Source organism: Isoptericola sp. NPDC019571 (genome assembly GCF_044389385.1).
GTDB lineage: Bacteria > Actinomycetota > Actinomycetes > Actinomycetales > Cellulomonadaceae > Isoptericola > Isoptericola nanjingensis.
In genome coordinates, this window is record NZ_JBIRXZ010000009.1 from 52,978 (window position 1) to 71,595 (window position 18,618).

The window sequence follows — 18,618 nt, forward strand, 5'->3', positions numbered from 1 at the left end:
GGAAGCGCCGTCCGCGGCCTTGGCGTTTCCGGCGGCGACCTGGGCTGCGCCGTCGACCAGCTGGGGGAGCTTGCCGGAGAGCTCGGAAGCGCCGTCCGCGGCCTTGGCGTTTCCGGCGGCGACCTGGGCTGCGCCGTCGACCAGCTGGGGGAGCTTGCCGGAGAGCTCGGAAGCGCCGTCGGACGCCCGGACGCTGCCCGCGGCGACCTTCGCCGCGCCGTCGCTGAGCTCGGAGCCGCCGGCCGTGAGCAGCCCGGTGCCGTCGTGCAGCTTCTGGATCCCGGCGAGCGCCTCGATGGTGCCGGGCTGCAGCTTGGTCACGAGGCCTTCGCGCAGCTCGGCGGTGCCGTCGGCCAGGCGCGTGGTGCCAGCCGTGAGGTCTCCGGTGCCGTCGACGAGTCGGGCGGTGCCGTCGGACAGCTCGCCCGCGCCGTCGGACAGCTCGCCGGCGCCGTCGGCGAGCTGCGTGCTGCCGTCGGACAACCGGCCGGCGCCGTCGTGCACCTGGACGGCACCCGCGTCCAGGCGGGTGGCGCCGTCGGCGACCTTGCCGTTCAGGAGGACGAGCACCACGAGCGCGAGGAGAGCCGCGATCGCGAGGGCGGTGACGGCCGCGGCGGCCGAGACGGCCGGTCCGCGTGATCGTCGTGGCACGGGGGTGGTCGGGTTCATCGGGCCTCACTCCGGTCCGCGTCGTCGTCGACGCAGGCGTCCGCACGGCTGGGGGCCGTGGCCCGTCGTCGTCGACGGGTCTTGAGGGACCTTACTGATGCACCCTCAATAAGGGGAGCCCGTGTGCAGATTTCACCCGCTCGGGGTGCGCACGACGCTGGGCTCAGCCCCAGCCGCAGGTGTCGTGCACGACGTCGTAGACGGCCGCGCGCTGCTGGTCGGTCATCGGCACGTAGATCACCGGCTGCGGCGCCCCGTCGACGTCGGCGTGCACGGGCAGGAACGTGCCGCGCTTGTCCTCCGCCACGACGTGCGGGTCGCAGCGCGCGGGCACGACGTCGAGCACGACCTGGCCGTCCGCCTGGTCGGCCAGGCCGTCGCCCGTCCAGGCGTTGCCGGTGGCGGGGGAGAGCAGCGTCGTGCCGGAGACCTCGACGAGCCGCACGTCCGGGCCGCCGGGCACGGGCTCGACGGCGAGCGTGATGCGGCCACCGGGCGCGTCGCCGTCGGGCGTAGGCACGTCCGCGGCGCGCACGTCGGTGACGCGCAGCGTGACCCCCGACGCGACGAGCCGCTCGGCGCACGCCTCCGCGTGCACGGCGGCGAGGCGGGCCAGCGGGTCGGTGACGTCCACCTCGAGGGTGGTCCCCGCGGGGGTGCTCCCCGGGGAGTTCTCGCCCGCCGCCAGGCGCACCGTCGCCGTCGCGACCGGCGTCGTCTGCGCGTCCGAGCCCGACAGGGCCGCGGGCGGCTCGGCGTCGCAGTCGATCTCCCCGAGCCGCAGCCGCACGTCGCGGCCGGCCCCGGGCGCGAGGGTCCGCGCGCGCGTCGGCCCGTCGGGGGCGCTCGGGCCGTAGCCCGGCGCGTCGAGGGCGCCGCCGAGCAGCGTCACCGCCTGGTCGGAGCCGTTGACGACGTGCAGCGTGGCCCGGCGGTCGGCGTACTGGGTGCGGTCCTGCCGCAGCTCGGCGCTCAGGCCCTGCGCGACGCCGCTCGGCAGCGGCGCGGCGTCGTCGCCCCGGGACGTGCAGGCCGTCGCCAGGACGGCGAGGCCCACCGCGAGCCCGACGGCGCGACGGGCGCGCACGTCACGCCCCCTCCGCCGACGACGAGCGCGCGGGGCGGTCGATGACGCGCGTCATGACCAGAGACGTGCGCGTCTTGTCCACGCGGGCGCTGGCGCGGATGGCCTCGACGGTGCGCTCCACGTCGGCCATGTTCCCGGCCATGATCTGCACCATCGCGTCGGCCTCGCCGGTCACGGTGTCGACCCGCACGATCTCGGGGATGGTCGCCAGGTCGCGGCGCAGCGTGGCGGGGGAGACGTTGCCGCGGCAGAACAGCTCCACGTAGGCCTCGACGCCCCACCCCAGCTCCTCGGGCGCCACCCGCACCGTGAACCCGGTGATCTCGCCGCGCGCCAGCATGACGTCCACCCGCCGCTTCACCGCCGGCGCGGACAGCCCCACGTCGGCGCCGATGTCGGCGTAGGTCGCGCGCCCGTCGCGCAGCAGGTGGCCGACGATCCTGCGGTTCACCGCGTCCATGCCGCCACCATGCCCTCTCCATGCCCGAATTCTTCAACCGCCGCGCACGATCCGCCACGTCGGGGCCCCGAACGCGCAACGGATCGCGCGTCGGGCGCAACGTCCGCGGCCCTAGCGTCCCGGTCATGACGGCCCTCACCACGCCGACGACGACGTCGGCCACGGTTCCCCAGCCCGCGAGTACGGAGCGCACGGCGACCCCGCGCCGCTTCCTCATGTGCCCGCCCACCTACTTCGACGTGGTCTACGCGATCAACCCGTGGATGGACCTCGGCGTGCCGGTCGACGCCGGCCGGGCGCTCGCGCAGTGGGAGCACCTGCGCGCCACCTACGAGGCCCACGGCCACCACGTCGAGGTGATCGACCCCGTGCCCGGGCTGCCCGACATGGTCTACGCCGCGAACGGCGGCGTGGTGCTCGGCGGCCGCGCGCTGGCCGCCCGGTTCACCTACCCGGAGCGGCGGCCCGAGGGGATCGCGTACGAGGCGTGGTTCGCCGGCGCGGGCGACGGCGTCGTCAGCCTCGGCCAGGCGGCCGAGCAGAACGAGGGCGAGGGCGACCTGCTGCTCGTCGGCGACGTCATGCTCGCCGGCACCGGCTTCCGCACCTCCCGCGCCGCGCACGCCGAGGTCGCCGCGCTGCTCGGCGTCGAGGTCGTGACCCTCGAGCTCGTGGACCCCCGCTACTACCACCTCGACACGGCGCTCGCGGTGCTCGACGGCGGCCCGTCGCCGCTGGTCGCGTACCTGCCGGAAGCCTTCAGCCCGGCGTCGCAGGCCGTGCTCGCGGAGCGCTACCCGGACGCCATCGTCGCCACCCCCGAGGACGCCGCCGTCCTCGGCCTCAACGCCGTGTCCGACGGGCTGCACGTGTTCCTCACCGACCGCGCCACCGGCATGCACGCCCGCCTGCGCGAGCGCGGCTTCGAGCCCGTCGGGGTCGACCTGTCCGAGCTGCTCAAGGGCGGCGGCTCCGTGAAGTGCTGCACCCTCGAGCTGCGTCCCGCCCTCGCCGCTCCCCTGAGCCAGGAGGCCCGCGCATGACCACGTCCACCAGCAGGGTCCCGTTCCTCGACGTCGCGTCCATGGCGCGCTGGGTGGCGCACCGCGGCCCGGAGGCCCTCATCGGGCACCTCGTGGACGCCCTGGAGGTCGACTTCGCACGCTGGCCCGACCTGGACAAGCGCCCGCGCATCGCGTCGCACTCGCGCGACGGCGTCATCGAGCTCATGCCGACGTCCGACGACGTCACCTACGGCTTCAAGTTCGTCAACGGGCACCCCCGCAACCCGGCGCGCGGCTTCCAGACGGTCACCGCGTTCGGCGTGCTCGCCGACGTGCGCAACGGCTACCCCACGTTCCTCGCGGAGATGACGCTGCTCACCGCGCTGCGCACCGCGGCGACGTCGGCGCTCGCCGCCCGCTACCTGGCGCGCTCCGGCTCGCGCACCCTCGCGCTGATCGGTGCGGGCTCGCAGTCGGAGTTCCAGGCCCTGGGGATGCGGGCGGCGCTCGGGATCACGCACCTGCGCGTCTGGGACACCGACCCCGGCGCGCAGGCCAAGCTCGCCCGGCACGCTCGCGCCCTCGGCTTCGAGGTGCACGAGGCGAGCAGCGGGGAGGACGCCGTCACCGGCGCCGACGTGATCACCACCTGCACGGCGGACAAGACGAACGCGACGGTGCTCACGCACGACATGGTGTTCCGCCTCGCCCACCCGGGCGTGCACGTCAACGCCATCGGCGGCGACTGCCCCGGCAAGACCGAGCTCGACCCGGCGATCCTGCGCGACGCCGAGGTGTTCGTCGAGTACGAGCCGCAGACCCGCGTCGAGGGCGAGATCCAGCAGACGCCGGACCTCGTCGTCACCGAGCTGTGGGAGGTCGTGGCCGGCCGCCGCGACGGGCGCCGCGGCGCCCCCGCCTCGGCGGGGCCGGGGGAGACGTTCGCGCGGCACGCGGGCGACCGGCACACCCCGGACGACACCACCGTGACGGTCTTCGACTCCGTCGGGTTCGCCGTCGAGGACTGGGCCGCGCTGCGGTTCGTGCGCGACGACGTCCCCGACGCCCTGCTGCAGCACCTGGACCTCGTCGCCGAGCCGGAGGACCCGAAGGACCTCTACTCGCTGGTGCTCGCGGCCGAGGACGACGACCGCGCCGACGCCCGCCGCGCGCTGGACCGGCTCATGGGCCTGGCCGGGCGCGGCCACGTCGAGGCGCTCGCGACCGCGCGGTCCTGACCCGCGCCGCCGCACCGACCCGGCCCCGACCGTGGCCGCCCGCTCCCCGGGGGCGGCCACGGCTGCCGGCGACGGTCACGCGCCGTCGCGCACGAGGGCCGGGAGCTCCGCGAGGGTGCGGATCCGGTGGGTGGCGGCCGAGAAGTCATGCGAGGCCGTGAAGTCGTGGTGGACGACGGCGCAGTCGATGCCCGCCGCGACCGCGGCGGCGAGGCCCCGCGACGAGTCCTCGACGACCAGCGCCTCCTCCGGCGCGGCCCCCAGGGCCCGCAGGGCGGTCAGGTACGGCTCCGGGTGCGGCTTGGCGCGCACGTAGTCCTCGCGCACGAGGACGACGTCCATGAACGGCAGGATGTCGCCGCCCTCGTGGATGAGGTCGAAGTCCACGCGACGTGACGTCGTCACGATCGCCATGCGGACGTGCGGCGCCAGCGCCGCCAGGACGTCGAGGACGCCGTCGATCTCGATGGCCTCCGTGCGCAGGTACTCCTGGTAGTAGCGGTCGCGGACCGCCCGTTGGCGGTCGATCGTGGCCTCGTCGATCCCGGCGGCCCGCGCCTGGGCCCAGGTGGCCTGGCCGTGGTGCATGTCGCGCAGGTACCGGCCCCGGTCCTGCGTGAAACCGACGTCCGCGAGGGCCCGCTCCCCGGCACGGTAGTACCAGGGCTCGGTGTCCACCAGGACGCCGTCGTGGTCGAAGAGCACGTACTCCTTCACGCCCCCGAGCCTGCTCCACCTCCGCGCGGGCGTCACCGTCGTCCCGCCCCCTGAGACCTGCCTGGTCGGGGGCTTGCCGGAACCCTGGGGTGCGCTGCCATCATGAGCCCCGCGAGCGCGCCGTCGGCGCGCCGCTGGAGACCCAGGGACGGGGGCACCGTGACCGAGACCGGCGGTGACGACGCGCCGGCGCGCGCGGGCTATGTCGACGACGCGATCCGGCGGATGCGGGTCGCCGCCGCGGCCGCCGGGCGCGGGGGAGCGCCCGGCGCGGCCGGGACCGCGGACCCCCAGGTGCTGCGCACCGCCCTCGTGACTCTCTCGCGCGACGACCAGCGACTCCTGTGGGCGACGCACGTGCAGCGGCAGGAGCCGTCCGCCGTCGCCGCCGCGCTCGGCACGCACCCCCGCGCGGCGGCCCGCCTCCTGCCGCAGGTGGAGCAGGGCCTCGCGGCCGCACTCGCCGACGCGCACGCGCCGGGCTGCCCGCCGGCCTGCGCCGGGACGCGGCGGGCTCTCCTCGACCTGGTCCAGGGCCGGCTCGCGACCGGGCAGGAGACCGCGGTCGAGGACCACCTCCTCGACTGCGCCGCCTGCCTGCGGGCGTTCGTCGACGTGCGCGAGCCCGCCTGGGCGCTGCGGGACGCCGGGCCGCGGCTGCTCGCGGGCGGGTGGCACCCTCCCGCGGTCGCGGTCGTGGCGGCCGCGGAGACCTCGTCCGACCCGGCGTCCGGCACTGCGTCCGGCACTGCGGCGGGCGCCGCCCCGCGGCCCGCGCGCCGGCAGAGCTGGCTGATCGTCGCGGGCACGGTCGCGTGCGTCGCCGTGGCAGCCGTCGCGATCGCGCTCGGCAGCGGCGACGCGGCGCCCGCGGCCCCGGAGACCGGCTCGTCCCCGGGGGCGACCGTCCTGGGGACGGCGCCCGCCGGCGCGACGTCGCCCGGGGCGACCCCGTCGTCGGCGTCCCGCGACGACGGCCCGAGCGCGGGGCCGACGCCGTCCGTGGACCCGTCGGCGACGCCGTCGGGCGAGCCCTCGCCGACCGCGTCGTCGGACGACGACGCCGCGACGTCCGACCCGTCGACGTCGCCCGCGTCGTCGCCCGGGCGCGACGAGCCGGCCTCGTCGTCGAGCTCACCGTCGACAGGGTCGTCCACGTCGGATCCGTCGACGGACGACCCCGGCACGTCGGCCGGCGACCCCGACCCCGAGCCCTCCGACACGGCGCCGTCGGAGCCCCCGCAGAAGCCCACGGAGAAGCCCACGCCGACGCCGACCCCGACGGTCTCCGCGACCCCGACGCCCACGCCGACCGCGACCCCCGATCCGGAGCCCACGGACGAGACCGACCCGCCCACGGAGTAGCTCGACGTGCCGGTTCGCGGACCGTTCCGCGGCCCCGGCGGGCGTCACCGCGCCGCGCACCCCTCGGGGCAGGGGATTTGCCATCGACCCGTGGGCCGCTGCGATCATGTCCCCCGGCGCGCCCGTGCCGCGCGCCCTGGACGGCCCGCGACGACGGGCACGGACGAGCATCGGCAGGACGGGGGCGTCGCGTGACCGCGATCCACGACGGCGACGCGCCCGCGCGCCGGGGCGCCGTCGACGACGCCATCCGGAAGATGCGCGCCGCGGCCGCGGCGGACGGGCGCGACGACGCCCCGGGGGCCGCCGGCACGGTCGACCCCGCGGTGCTCCGTACGGTGCTCGCGACGCTGCCCCACGACGACCAGCGGCTGCTGTGGGACAGGCACGTCGTCGGCCGCGAGCTCTCGGCGATCGCCACGGAGCTGGGCATGCACGCCCGCGCGGTGCTGCGCCGCCTGCGCCAGGCCGAGGAGCGGCTCGGCGCCGCGTTCGCCGCGGCCCACGCCCGTGCGTGCCCGCCCGGCTGCCTCGACACGAGGCAGTCGCTGCACTCCTACGTGCGGCACCGGCTGTCGCCCCCGCGCCGCACCGTGCTCGAGGCGCACCTCTTCGGCTGCCAGGGCTGCATGCGCGCCTTCGTCGACGTGCGCGAGGCCGGCTGGGCGGTGCGCGACGCCGGCCCCCTGCTGCTCGCGGGCACGGCGGCCGGGGTCGTCGCGGGCGCCCCCGTGGTCGTCGGCGCGCTCGGCGCCGGCACGACGGGCACCGGGGCGATCGCGTGGTCCGGGCCGGTCGGGGCCGCGCTGCTCGCGGCCGGGGAGTGGGTGCGGGCGCTCGCGCTGCGGCTGGGCCAGCTCGGCAAGGCCGGGATGATCGGCGCGGGCACCGTGGCGGGGGTCGCGGTCGCGGCCGTCGCGGTGGCCCTGAGCGGCGGGGTCGGCGGGCCGGCGGCGGCTCCGCCCGCGCCCGGTCCGACGTCGTCGTCGGCGGTGCCCGCCCCGGCGCCCGGTGACACGGCCTCGCCCGACGCCCCGCCCGAGCCCGAGCCGAGCGCGTCCACCTCCGCCGAGCCGGCTCCGTCCGAGGGCCCCTCGGCGCCGCCGGTGACCGATGACCCGACGACGGCCCCGACGACCGATCCGACGGCGCCGGGCACCACGCCGGGCACCACGCCGAGCACCACGCCGACCGGCCCGCCGCCGGGCACCCGGCCCGGCACGCCGTCGTCGCCGGAGCCCAGCGACCCGGAGGCCGAGCCGACGCCGTCCCCGGCGCCGTCCGGCTCCGCCAGCCCCTCGCCGACGACGTCGCCCAGCCCGTCGCCCTCCACGCCGACCTCGACGCCGACGGCCCCCACCACACCCACCCCGACACCCACGCCCACCCCGACGCCGACCCCCGTGCGGACGACGGTCAGCGTCACCACGTCCGGTCTGCGCGGCGTCGACGCGGTCACGACGACCGACCCGGACGCGACGGTCGTCAAGGTCGCCGAGGACCGCCGCTGGCTCCGGGCCAAGCAGTGCGACGGCGGCTGGTACGTGGCGTCGTGGCGCAACGACGTCGGCGAGCTGACGGTCACGGTCGAGGCACCGCCCGGGGTCGACCCCGGCGTGACCGTCAAGCGCACCTACAACTGGCCGGCGTGGATCTGGTCCTGCTGACCGACGCAGGTCGAGCCCGCCGGGACCGGGTCCCGACAGGCTCGACCGGCGTGCGGTGCAGGTCGGCTGAGGTCAGCGCGTGGCGAAGCCGTGCGCCCCGCGGTGGTGACCCCCGCCGTGGCCGTGACCGTGGCCGTTCCCGTGGCCGTTCCCGTGTCCGTGTCCGTGGCCGTGGCACGGCCGACCGGGCCGGACGCCGTTGACGGCCTCGGTGCTCCACGCCAGCTGCTGCGCGGCGTGCCCGATCGCGCGGGACATGATGTCCAGCGCCTCGAGGCTCACGTTCGACAGGTCGTCGCCCTCGGAGTGGTAGTTCTGGTCGAGGGCCTCGCCGGCGACGCCGCCGAAGACCGCGGCCTCCTCCTCCGTCTTGATCGCGTCCGCGCCGGTGAACAGGCCGGAGGCGGGGATGCCGTTGCTGATGAACGCGTCGTAGTCGGAGCGGCCGGAGAACTCCGAGTCCACCCACGCCTGGTCGATCCCGTCGAAGTAGTCCGTGAACACGGCTTCGGTCGCGACGGAGCCCTCGGGCACCGTCACGGGGGCGGGGAACGTCGACTCGTTCGCGTCGTACACGCCGATCGTGTAGTTCGGCGAGCCGACCATGTCGAAGTTGAGGTAGGTCGCGATGTCCTCGAGCCCCTCCGGGTCGTTCGTCACGAGGTCGTCGACGTAGTGCGCCGACCCGACCAGCCCGAGCTCCTCGGCGCCCCACCACGCGAACCGCACGGCGTTGTTGAGCTTGGCGCTCTTCTTGTTGAGCTGGACGGCGGTCTCGAGGATCGCCGCGGAGCCGGTGCCGTTGTCGTTGATGCCCGGGCCCTCCGGCACCCCGTCGAGGTGCGCGCCCAGCATGACCACGTTGTCGTGCCGCCCGCGCTTCGTCTCCGCGATGACGTTGAACGTCTCGGCGGTGCCGATCACCGCCTGGAGGTCGAACGAGACCTGCAGCGCGGGGTCGGCCTCGATCGCCGCGACGATGGCTGCGCCCTCCGCCTGCGTGACGCCCACGGTGGGCGCGTAGCCGTCGTTGCGCTCGCCCAGCGTCCCGTTGAGGGCGCCGTCGGTGTTGTTGTAGATGATGAGCCCGGCGGCGCCGGCCTCACCGGCCGCGAGCGCCTTCGCGGCGAACGCGCACGCCCCGCGCTGCACGACGGCGATCTTGCCGGTGGCGTCGACGCCGGCCCACGAGTCGTCGTGGGGTGCCTCGGGGTCGTCGCTGGCCGGGCAGCCGTCGGCGATCGCGGGCTGCACCGCGGCCGCGGTGACGCCGTCGTCGGGCGTGGACGTCGAGTACGTCATCGGCACGGGGTCGAACTCGACGCCGGGGACGGTGACCGACAGGTCGAGCACGTCGAAGGTGTCGAACTCGAAGTACTGCCGCTCCGGCTGGTACCCGGCCTTGCGCAGGGTCTTCTCGACGTACCGCGCCGACGCCTCGTAGCCGGGGGTGCCGGCGGCGCGGTTGCCGTCGTTGTCGTCGGCGATCTCCTGGAACGCCTCGAGGTGCCGGAAGACTCGCTCGCCGGTGACCTTCTTCGACAGGTCGGGGCCCGGCACGTGGGTGCCGTGTCGGCCGGTGGCGACGGCGGGTGCCGCCGTCGCCGTGGGGGTGAGGGACGCCGCGACGACGAGCCCGCCGAGGGCTGCGGTCGCGACGGCCGTGCTGAACGTCCTTGTTCTCACGGTCGACCTCCTGGTGGTGACCCCGCGGCCCGGGTCGGGCTCACGACGCACGGCGCGACGCTGCGGGGTGCGGATGGCGCGAGCGTAGGCCCGGGAGGCGCTGCAGGAAACCCCTGGGATGCGACGTCCCTCAGCCGCGCTCGAGCAGGACGAGCACCTCGTAGTGGCTGGTCTGCGGGAACATGTCGAGCAGGCGCGCGCGGGTCGGACGCAGCGAGGGCATCCGCGCGAGGTCCTCGGCCAGCGTGACGGCGTTGCAGCTGGAGTAGAGCACGTGCCCGACGGCGGACTCCTCGAGCCGCCGGGACAGGTCGGCGCCGATGCCGCGCCGCGGCGGGTTGACGACCACCAGCTCGGGGGCGACGCCGTCGCGCGGGGACCCGGGCACGAGCTCGGTGGCGTCGCCGGCGGCGAAACGGACGCCGGCCACGGCGTCGGCCCACCACGCGGCGTCGTGCCCGGCGACGACGGCGTCCGCGGGCAGCGCGGCGAGCCCGTCACGGGTCGCGCCCGCGCTCGTCACGGCCTCCGCGGAGATCTCGATCCCGGTGACGGCGCGCCCGGGAGCGGCGCAGTGCAGCGCGAAGCCGCCGACGCCGCAGTAGAGGTCCCACAGGGACGCGGGCGCCACCTCGTCCACCCACGCCCGGGCCTGCGCGTACAGGGCGGTGGCGACGGCGGTGTTGGTCTGGAAGAAGCTCTGCGGGCGCAGGTGCAGCGTGATGCCGTCCGCGCCGACGCGCATCGGCAGCGCCTGCCGCTCGGTGAGCACGATCTCCAGGTCGCCCTCGAGGACGGCGGCGTGCACCGGCTGCACGTTGACGCTCACCACGGCGACCTGCGGCAGCTCGTCGAGCAGCCACGGCAGGTGCTTGCGCAGGCGTGCCACGGGCTCCTGGCTGCGCAGCACGAACCGCACCATGAGCTCGCCGTCCGGGGAGAGGGTGACGAGCACGTGCTTGAGCTCGCCCCGCCACGCGGACTCGCGCGGCGTCTCGCGGCGGCGTACCCCGCGCGACGGCGACGTCGCGTCGTACGGCTGCAGCCGCGCCCGCGTGATCAGCGCGGCCAGGACGGGGAACGACTCCTGCAGCGCGGGCGGGTACAGACCGCAGTCGGTGAGGTCGATCCCCTGGCCGGCGAACGGGCCCGCCGCCGACCCGAGGATGCCGAGCACCGGCTCCTCGACGGTGCCGCTGACCACCATCTTCGCCTTGTTACGGAACCCGGACTCCGGGCCGGTGACGGCGGGGAGCCAGTCGATGCGGCCGTCGGCGAGCAGCGCGCGCACGTGCGCCACCTTCTCGTCCACCTGCGTGGGGTACGGCGTCGCGAGGAGGGTGCACGAGTGGCAGCGGCCGGCGTCGAAGTGGGGGCACTGCACCCGCCCATTGTCCCCTGCGGCCCGACCCCGGTGGGCGCCGCGGCGTCCTCAGCCCACGAAGAGGCAGAACGGGTGGCCCGCAGGGTCGGCGTAGACCCGCAGCGGCTCCTCCGGGTCGTCGGAGCGGTCGAGCAGGAGCCGCGCACCGAGCGCGAGGGCGCGCTCGTGCTGGCGGTCCAGCGCGGCGACGTCCGGCACGGTCGCGTCGAGGTGCAGCTGCTGCGGCACGCCGTCGTCGGGCCAGGTGGTCGGCGGCAGCGACGGCACCTGCTGGAACGCGAGCGGCACGCCGCCCGGGTTCCGCAGCACCAGCCAGTCGGCACCGCGCTCGTCCGGCTGCCCGGGACCGGGTGGCTCGTCGCCGGCGCGGTACGCGAGCCCGAAGAGCTCGCGGTAGAACTCCGCGAGCCGGCGCGCGTCGGTGGTGTCGAGCACGACCTGCCGGATCGTGGGGACGTCCGGGGCGCTCATCGGGCTGCCCCGGGGAACCGCTCGGCGATGCCGCGCAGCCTGGTAGTGAACGCGGCGTAGTCGAAGCCGTCGGCGAGGTTGTCGTTGCCGGCCCGCATCCCCACGGCACCGTCGGCCTCCTCCCGGAGGATGTCGGCGTGGCCGGCGTGCCGGCTCAGCTCGGTGGAGACGTGCACGAGGATCTGGTGCAGCGTGACGTCGCGGTTCCCCTCGCGCCACCACCAGACGTGCCCGGGCGCGTCCAGCGGCAGGGCGTCGATGGTGGCGTCGGCGAAGTCCCACACCTGCCGGTACAGGCCGACGACCTGCTCGACCGACTCGTCCTCGGTGGCGAAGAACTCCGCCTGGAGCGCGTCCGCGTCGGCGTCGGGGGCGTCGGCCGCGGCCAGCCACGGCGCGTCCTCGGGACGCGGCCAGGGGCGTCCGAAGACGTCGCCGAAGTAGCCGATCTCCACCGTGGCGGCGTGCTTGACCAGCCCGAGGAGGTTGGTGCCGGTCGGCGTGCGGGGCATCCGTGCCTCTCGCTCCGACAGCCCCTCCAGCTTCCACAGCAAGGCCTCGCGCGCGGAGCGCAGGTAGCGGTGCAGCACGGTCTTGGCGTCCGGGGGCAGCTCGCTCGTCGTCATCGGCCCAGCGTGCCGGACGGCACCGACAGCCGGCGCGGCGAGTCCCGCCGACCATCGTGCGGGATCAGGGTAGGCAACCCTTACCTGGGCTGTTATGGTGACGCCAGGTCGTGACGAGCTGTCACTACCTCGGTACCTGCCGGTCGTCCATGGCCTGGCACGACACCCGATGCTGGAGGTCCCATGACGGTGCTCGCGGACGTTGCCGCGCTCTCGACCCGACTGCGCGAGGGCACGCGCGCCGAGCACACGCAGGCGGAGTCCGAGGGCTTCGTCGAACGGCTCCTGTCGGGCGGGCTCGACGTCGCCGCGTACGCCGACCTCGCCGCGCAGCAGCTCGCCGTCTACACGGCGCTCGAGCAGGCGAGCGAGCGGATGCGGCAGGACGAGCGCGGCGCCGCCCTGGTCTTCGACGAGCTCACCCGCGTGCCCGCCATCGAGCGGGACCTCGCCCACCTGCACGGCGCCGGATGGCGTGACGTCGTGCGGGTGCTGCCCGCGACCGAGCGCTACGTCGCGCGGCTCGACGCCGTCGGCGGCGACGTCGCCTGCTATGCGGCGCACGCCTACACGCGTTACCTCGGCGACCTCTCGGGCGGCCAGGTCATCCAGCGGATGATGCAGCGCCACTACGGCATGGGCGCGGCGGGCCTGGAGTTCTACGACTTCCCCGAGATCCCCAAGGCCAAGCCGTTCAAGGACGTGTACCGCGAGCGCCTCGACGGGCTCGACCTCGACGACACCGAGGTCGAGCTCGCCGTCTCCGAGGCGCAGGAGGCGTTCCGCCTCAACCGCGCGATGTTCGTCGAGCTCAGCGTCGCGCACCCCTGACGGACTGCCGGCCCGGGTCAGCGGACCCGGGCGACGAGCACGGCCACGTCGTCGCGCTGCCGGCCGTGCACCATCCGGTCGACGAGCCGCTGCGGCAGATCCGCCGTCGGGCTGCCGTGCAGGTCCGCCAGGACGGCGCGCAGGTCCGCGGCGCGGGCGGCGAACGTCGCGGTGCGCGACTCCACGAGACCGTCCGTGTACAGCAGCAGGGTGTCGCCGGGGCCGAGCTCGGCCGCGTGGTCGCGGCGCACGACCGACGGGTCGACGCCCAGCATGAGGTCGGGGCGGCCGTCGAGCTCGTGCACGCTCCCGTCGGCGCGCAGCACGACCGGCCGCGGGTGCCCGGCGCTGGCCCACCACAGCCGGCACCGGTCGTCGCCGCTGCCCGGTTCGCCGCGGCCGGTGCGGTCCAGGCGTGCGACGACGGCGGTGCCGCTGGCGGTCAGCCCGAGCCCGCGGTTGGCGCGGTCCAGCTCGCGCAGGAGCCGCGCCGGCGGGGCGTCCTGGCACCACGCGAGGGTGCGCAGCATGGCGCGCAGCTGGCCCATGCGGGCGGCGGCCTGCATGTCGTGCCCGGTCACGTCGCCGATCATCAGCACGGTCGAGCGCGGGTCGAGCTCCACCGCGTCGTACCAGTCGCCGCCCACCTTGTCCGTGCGGATCGCGGACGCGTACGTCGACGCGAGCTCCAGGTACGGCACGCGGGGCAGGTCGGTGAGCATCGCGGCCTGCAGCGTGGTGGCGACCCGGTGCCGGTCCTCCAGCACGCGGATGCGCACCAGGGCCTGCGCCACGCACGACGCGAGCGTGGCGGCCGTGCGGCGGCTCTCGTCGTCGTGCTCGTGCGGGCCGCGCCACAGCAGGACGACGACGCCGAGCAGCCGGTCGTCCACCACCATCGGCACCAGCGCGAGGCCGCCGAGCGACGGGTCGATCCACGGCGCCCAGGTGGGCTGGGCGCGCAGGGCGGCCGCGCCGTCCCGGTAGAACGCGGACCGGCGGGCGCGGGCGACTGCCGCCACCGCCGGGTCGTCGAGGCGCCAGTGCCGCGGCAGGTAGGGGTAGGCGCCGTCGCGCTCCACGAGGGTGAGGCCGGACCCGCCGGGCTCCGCGAGCGCGAGCGCGGCCCACACGGTGCCCAGCCCGGGTCCCGACGTGCGCAGCGCGTCCACGATCTCGTCGAGCGTGGTCGCGGCGGCGAACCTGTCGGTGAGGTCGAGCAGCATGCGGGTGCGGCGCGTGGCATGCACCGCCACCTGCTGGATGCGGTGCGCGCGCTGCCGCTCGAGGCGCAGACGCAGCTCGGCGGTGCAGGCGGCGGCCAGGTCGGCCAGGGTGGCGAGGTCCGTGGCGCTCCACGCGTGCGCCTCGGTGTCCAGCGCGCACACCGTGCCGACGGCGGTGCCGTGCCGGTCGAAGATCGGGAAGCCCGCGTACGACCCCATGCCGAGCTCGGTGACCGTCTCCCGGCTCGCGAAGCGCGGGTCCGCACGCAGGTCCTCGACGACGAGGGGCTGGCCGGAGCGGATCGTCTCGCCGCACAGCGGCTCGGTGAGCGTGGTGCGCCGGGTGGCCTGGAACGGGTCCGGCAGCCCGAGCGCGCCGGGGTACACCTGGGCGTCCGGGAGCACGAGCGTCACGAGGGCGGTGGGGACGCCGAGCTGGCGCTGCACGAGCCGCGCGAAGCGGTCGAACGACTCGTCCGCGACCGGCCGGGCGAGCCCGGCCGCCACGAGCGCCTGCACCGCGCCCGTCCCCGGGGCGTCCTGCACCGCGCCCGTCCTCGGGGCGTCCTGGGCCGGAACCGTCCTGCCGGGGGAGCGTGGCGTCACGGGCGCGCACCCTCGGCAGGGCTCTGCGCTCCGCGACCCGCGACCATGCCCCGGATTCTTCCACGCAGGCCGCCGGATATCCTCGCCGAACGATGGACGTCACCCGCCGTGCCCCCGCCGCGCTGCCGCGGATCCTGGCCGCCGCCCTCGTGTCCGCGTCGGCCGTGCTGCTGTTCGCGGTGCACGTGCGCCCGCTCGCCTACGTGCCGCTCGTGGCCGGCGTCGCGCTCGGCCTGCTCGTCGACCGGCGGCTGGGCCGCGACCTCGCGCTGATCGCCGTCGCGCTCGGCATCATCTCGACGATCTCCCTCGAGGCGGACCTGTCCGACGCCGGGATCGCGCGGTTCGCCGTCGTGCTGTCCCTCGCGGTGCTGGTGCCGTGGGCGGCGTCGCGGTACTGGTTCCGCGACGACGACGGCGCGGGGGCGGTGCGGTTCCCCGTCGCGACGGGCCGCCGCTGGACGCGCGGGCAGTACGTGTACCTCGTCGTCGTGGTGGCGGTCGGCTACCTCGTGCTGCCGTGGTACTTCCTGGGCTCCGGCGCCTACCTCAACTGGCCGGAGCTCGAGAGCGGGCAGGACGTCGCCCGGCTGTTCGTCGGCGTCAACGCCGTCGGCATCTGGGACGAGCTGTTCTTCGTGTGCACGGTGTTCGCGCTGCTGCGCCGCCACTTCGGGCTGTGGACGGCGAACGTGCTGCAGGCCGCGATCTTCGTGTCCTTCCTGTGGGAGCTCGGCTACCGCGAGTGGGGGCCGCTGCTCACCGTGCCGTTCGCCCTGGTGCAGGGGTGGATCTTCGCCCACTACAAGAGCCTTCCGTACGTCGTGACCGTGCACCTGCTGTTCGACGCCGTCGTCTTCGCCGTGCTGGTGCACGGCCACCACCCGGAGCTCTTCGACGTCTTCGTCACCGCCCCCTGACCCCGGCCGTCATTTGTGGCGGGCGTGCGGGCCGTGGAAGGGTGCGCCCATGCCAAGACGCGGCAGCCAGCGGTGACGAGCCCGGACGGGTGGACGACATGCAGGACCCAGAGCACGGCCCGGACGACGACGCTCTCGACACCTGTGCCGCGGAACCCATCCACGTGCCCGGCTCGGTGCAGCCCCGCGGGGTGCTGCTCGTGCTGCGCGACGACGTGGTGGTGCAGGCCTCGGCCACGCTGCCCGAGCTGATCGGCCCGCAGCCGGCCGACGTGCTCGGCCGGCCCCTGACCGCCGTGCTCGGCGCCGAGGCCGTGGCGGCCCTGCGGCTCGAGGACGTCACCGAGGGCGGGCCGCTCGCGGACGGTCTCCGGCGGGTGACGCTGGACGGCCGCACGTGGGTCGCGTCGACCCACCGCAACCCGCAGGGCGCCGTGGTCGTCGAGCTCGAGCCGCTCGCGGACCAGGCCGCCGACCCGGCGGAGCCGTACCGCGCCGCGTACACCGTGCTCGGCCAGGCGGCGACGGCCGGCTCGCTGGACGAGCTGTACGACCTCACGGCGCGCGGGGTGCGGGAGGTGACGGGCTTCGACCGGGTGATGGTGTACCGGTTCGACGAGGACCACCACGGCCAGGTCGTGGGCGAGGCGCGGCGCGCCGACCTCGAGCCCTTCCTCGGCCACCGGTACCCGGCCGGCGACATCCCGCCCCAGGCGCGCGCCCTCTACGAGAAGAGCTGGCTGCGCCTCATCCACGACGTCGCGTCCGTGCCGCGGCCCCTGGTGCCCGCGCTGCTGCCGGCCGCCGGAGAGCCGACCGACCTCTCGTTCGCCGGCCTGCGGGCGGTGTCGCCGGTGCACGTCGAGTACCTGCGGAACATGGGGGTCGCCGCCTCGATGTCGATCTCGCTGCTGCGGGGCGGGCGGCTGTGGGGGATGGTCGCGTGCCACCACGTCGCCGGCCCGCACACGCCGTCGCTCGAGGTCCGCGCGGCGGCCGAGGCGCTCGCGGCGGGGCTGTCCCTGCAGATGGTGGTGCGTGCCGCCGCGGACGACGCGCAGCACGCCCGCGAGGTCTCCCGTGCGCTCGAGGCGCTGGTCCGGGCGGAGGACGACCCGGTGGCCGACGCCGTCGCGCAGCCGGGGCTGCTGCGCATCCTCGGCGCCGACGGCGCGATGGTCCGCACCGGCGACGCGACGGCCACGGTCGGGCTGGTCCCGGACGAGCCCGAGGCCGTGGTCGACGTCGTGCGGCGGACGGCGCGGCCCCGCAGGGACGGCGGCACGGAGCCGGTGTACGCGTCGCACGACCTGCGGGCCGAGCACCCGGGGCTGGCCGACCGCCTGGGCGACGTCGCGGGCGCGCTCGTCGCCCCGCTGCCCGACGGGGACCTGCTCGCCCTGTTCCGCAGCGAGGTCGCGCGCGAGGTCACGTGGGGCGGCGACCCGCACGAGAAGACGGTCGACCGGGACGAGAGCGGCGCGGTCGTGCGCGTGGGCCCGCGACGGTCGTTCGCGGCGTGGCGCGAGGCCGTGCACGGCACCTGCGAGCCGTGGTCGGACCATGACGTCCGCGCGGCCCTCGTAGCGCGCCGGACCATCGTCGAGCTCCTGTACCGGCGGTCCCGGCCCGACCTGGGCGCGGCGCTGGTGCTCCAGCACTCCTCGCTGCCGGCGGAGCTGCCGACCCTGCCGGGGTGGCGGCTCGAGGCCCGCTACCGGCCCGCGGACGGCGGCCGGGTCGGGGGCGACTGGTACGACGCGTTCGAGCTGCCCGACGGCCGCACCGCCCTCGTCATCGGGGACGTCGCCGGGCACGGGCTGCCCGCCGCGTCGGCGATGACCCAGCTGCGCAACGGCCTGCGCTCCCTGCTGCTCGAGCACCGTGACGTCGCGACGGCGGCGGCCGGCCTGGACCGCCTCGCCCGGACGCTCCTCACCGACGACATGGCCACGCTGCTGGTCGGCATCCTCGACGTCGACCCCGAGACCGGCACGGGCGGCGTCGACTACGTCTGCGCCGGGCACCTGCCGCCGGTCGTCGCGGACGCGGACGGCGCGCGGTTGGTCGAGGTGGTCCGCAACCCGCCGGTCGGGGCGATGCGCACGGCCGTGCGTGCCGGGCGGATCGACCTCGTGCCGGGCGAGTCCCTGCTCCTCTACACCGACGGCCTCGTGGAACGACGCGGCACGCGGCTCACGGAGCGGCTGGAGGACCTGCGCTCCACCGTGGGGCTCACCCGCGACCTCGAGGTGATCGAGCACAAGCTCGCCGGGCTCGAGTCCGACGACGACTCCACGATGCTCATGGTGACGGCCCTGGGCCGCCGCTGACGGCGGACGCCCCGTCGTCGTCGTCACCCTCGGGCGCACTCGCACTCGCGCTCGCGCTCGCGCTCGCGGTCCGGCGGCGCCGCCGGACCGACGCCGGAGGCAGGCGGCACGCGGGGGCGGGCCGGTGCAGCGGGCGCTCGTGCCGGCGCGGGCCGCCGTCGACCCGGGCGTTCGAGGAGCCGTGCTCGGCGACGAAGGGTGGGCGCATGGTGGTCCTCCTGGGCGTGGTGCGGTCGGCCCTCGCGGGCGTTCCCAGGCTCGCCGTGGCCCCGGCACGGATCAACGGCCGATCCGGCTACGCTCGTTCACCCCGGGTCAACGATCG

General features: G+C 75.9%; 15 protein-coding genes and 1 pseudogene. 7 read left to right on the top strand and 9 right to left on the bottom strand.

Translation table 11 applies throughout. The features are described 5' to 3' along the window. The 3 genes and pseudogenes from ACH443_RS15870 to ACH443_RS15880 all read right to left on the bottom strand — a co-directional run. Positions 1–672 (bottom strand): annotated as a pseudogene (locus ACH443_RS15870) (hypothetical protein); the annotation flags it as partial. A 163-nt stretch (positions 673–835) separates the two neighbouring features. Then, a complete protein-coding gene (locus tag ACH443_RS15875) occupies positions 836–1,759 on the bottom strand; it encodes a hypothetical protein (RefSeq protein WP_430590841.1) in 924 nt (307 codons plus the stop codon). A 1-nt stretch (position 1,760) separates the two neighbouring features. Further along, positions 1,761–2,219: an Lrp/AsnC family transcriptional regulator gene (locus ACH443_RS15880; RefSeq protein WP_429730455.1), complete on the bottom strand. Its 459-nt coding sequence runs from the start codon at positions 2,217–2,219 to the stop codon at positions 1,761–1,763. A gap of 125 nt (positions 2,220–2,344) precedes the next feature. Between ACH443_RS15880 and ddaH the strand changes: the two genes are divergently transcribed. Both ddaH and ACH443_RS15890 read left to right on the top strand, forming a co-directional pair. Further along, positions 2,345–3,262 (top strand): dimethylargininase, encoded by a 918-nt coding sequence (ddaH, locus tag ACH443_RS15885; protein WP_430590842.1) that lies wholly within the window; start codon positions 2,345–2,347, stop codon positions 3,260–3,262. Then, positions 3,259–4,461 (top strand): ornithine cyclodeaminase, encoded by a 1,203-nt coding sequence (locus ACH443_RS15890; RefSeq protein ID WP_430590843.1) that lies wholly within the window; start codon positions 3,259–3,261, stop codon positions 4,459–4,461. Before ddaH ends, ACH443_RS15890 begins: the two co-directional genes overlap by 4 nt. A gap of 75 nt (positions 4,462–4,536) precedes the next feature. Here the strand turns inward: ACH443_RS15890 and ACH443_RS15895 are convergent, their stop codons facing one another. Further along, positions 4,537–5,178, bottom strand: coding sequence for an HAD family hydrolase (locus ACH443_RS15895; protein WP_430590844.1), 642 nt, complete (start codon positions 5,176–5,178; stop codon positions 4,537–4,539). Positions 5,179–5,337: 159 nt separating this feature from the next. Between ACH443_RS15895 and ACH443_RS15900 the strand changes: the two genes are divergently transcribed. Together ACH443_RS15900 and ACH443_RS15905 are read left to right on the top strand one after the other, a co-directional pair. Next, positions 5,338–6,543 carry a hypothetical protein gene (locus tag ACH443_RS15900; RefSeq protein ID WP_430590845.1) on the top strand — a complete coding sequence of 402 codons (1,206 nt, stop codon included), beginning with the start codon at positions 5,338–5,340 and terminating at the stop codon, positions 6,541–6,543. 191 nt (positions 6,544–6,734) lie between these two features. Continuing rightward, positions 6,735–8,210, top strand: coding sequence for a zf-HC2 domain-containing protein (locus ACH443_RS15905; protein WP_430590846.1), 1,476 nt, complete (start codon positions 6,735–6,737; stop codon positions 8,208–8,210). 72 nt (positions 8,211–8,282) lie between these two features. On the opposite strand, the gene ACH443_RS15910 is transcribed toward ACH443_RS15905, so the two are convergent. From ACH443_RS15910 to ACH443_RS15925, 4 genes are all read right to left on the bottom strand, one after another. Continuing rightward, on the bottom strand, positions 8,283–9,896 hold the full coding sequence (locus ACH443_RS15910; RefSeq protein WP_430590847.1) for a M20/M25/M40 family metallo-hydrolase: 1,614 nt from the start codon (positions 9,894–9,896) through the stop codon (positions 8,283–8,285). Positions 9,897–10,026: 130 nt separating this feature from the next. After that, the gene (gene rlmC / locus ACH443_RS15915) at positions 10,027–11,280 is read right to left on the bottom strand and encodes a 23S rRNA (uracil(747)-C(5))-methyltransferase RlmC (RefSeq protein ID WP_430590848.1); all 1,254 of its coding nucleotides are present in this window, start codon (positions 11,278–11,280) and stop codon (positions 10,027–10,029) included. A gap of 48 nt (positions 11,281–11,328) precedes the next feature. After that, a complete protein-coding gene (locus tag ACH443_RS15920) occupies positions 11,329–11,751 on the bottom strand; it encodes a VOC family protein (protein WP_430590849.1) in 423 nt (140 codons plus the stop codon). Further along, a complete protein-coding gene (locus ACH443_RS15925) occupies positions 11,748–12,377 on the bottom strand; it encodes a DinB family protein (protein WP_430555451.1) in 630 nt (209 codons plus the stop codon). Before ACH443_RS15925 ends, ACH443_RS15920 begins: the two co-directional genes overlap by 4 nt. 183 nt (positions 12,378–12,560) lie before the next feature. On the opposite strand from ACH443_RS15925, the gene ACH443_RS15930 reads away from it, so the two are divergent. Further along, positions 12,561–13,208, top strand: coding sequence for a heme oxygenase (biliverdin-producing) (locus ACH443_RS15930; protein WP_430590850.1), 648 nt, complete (start codon positions 12,561–12,563; stop codon positions 13,206–13,208). A 17-nt stretch (positions 13,209–13,225) separates the two neighbouring features. Here ACH443_RS15930 and ACH443_RS15935 read toward each other — a convergent pair whose 3' ends face one another. Beyond that, complete coding sequence (locus ACH443_RS15935) at positions 13,226–15,040, bottom strand: SpoIIE family protein phosphatase (protein WP_430590851.1); 1,815 nt, start codon at positions 15,038–15,040, stop codon at positions 13,226–13,228. A gap of 92 nt (positions 15,041–15,132) precedes the next feature. Between ACH443_RS15935 and ACH443_RS15940 the strand changes: the two genes are divergently transcribed. Continuing rightward, complete coding sequence (locus ACH443_RS15940; protein ID WP_430590852.1) at positions 15,133–15,960, top strand: type II CAAX prenyl endopeptidase Rce1 family protein; 828 nt, start codon at positions 15,133–15,135, stop codon at positions 15,958–15,960. A gap of 98 nt (positions 15,961–16,058) precedes the next feature. Further along, on the top strand, positions 16,059–18,293 hold the full coding sequence (locus ACH443_RS15945) for a SpoIIE family protein phosphatase (RefSeq protein ID WP_430590853.1): 2,235 nt from the start codon (positions 16,059–16,061) through the stop codon (positions 18,291–18,293). Positions 18,294–18,618: the final 325 nt, after the last annotated feature.

Excerpts from the sequence above, each read along its gene's own strand:
- ACH443_RS15880 (WP_429730455.1), bottom strand. The coding sequence starts at position 2,219 with ATGGACGCGGTGAACCGCAGGATCGTCGGCCACCTGCTGCGCGACGGG.
- ddaH (WP_430590842.1), top strand. The coding sequence starts at position 2,345 with ATGACGGCCCTCACCACGCCGACGACGACGTCGGCCACGGTTCCCCAG.
- ACH443_RS15890 (WP_430590843.1), top strand. The coding sequence starts at position 3,259 with ATGACCACGTCCACCAGCAGGGTCCCGTTCCTCGACGTCGCGTCCATG.
- ACH443_RS15920 (WP_430590849.1), bottom strand. The coding sequence starts at position 11,751 with ATGAGCGCCCCGGACGTCCCCACGATCCGGCAGGTCGTGCTCGACACC.
- ACH443_RS15925 (WP_430555451.1), bottom strand. The coding sequence starts at position 12,377 with ATGACGACGAGCGAGCTGCCCCCGGACGCCAAGACCGTGCTGCACCGC.
- ACH443_RS15930 (WP_430590850.1), top strand. The coding sequence starts at position 12,561 with ATGACGGTGCTCGCGGACGTTGCCGCGCTCTCGACCCGACTGCGCGAG.
- ACH443_RS15940 (WP_430590852.1), top strand. The coding sequence starts at position 15,133 with ATGGACGTCACCCGCCGTGCCCCCGCCGCGCTGCCGCGGATCCTGGCC.
- ACH443_RS15945 (WP_430590853.1), top strand. The coding sequence starts at position 16,059 with ATGCAGGACCCAGAGCACGGCCCGGACGACGACGCTCTCGACACCTGT.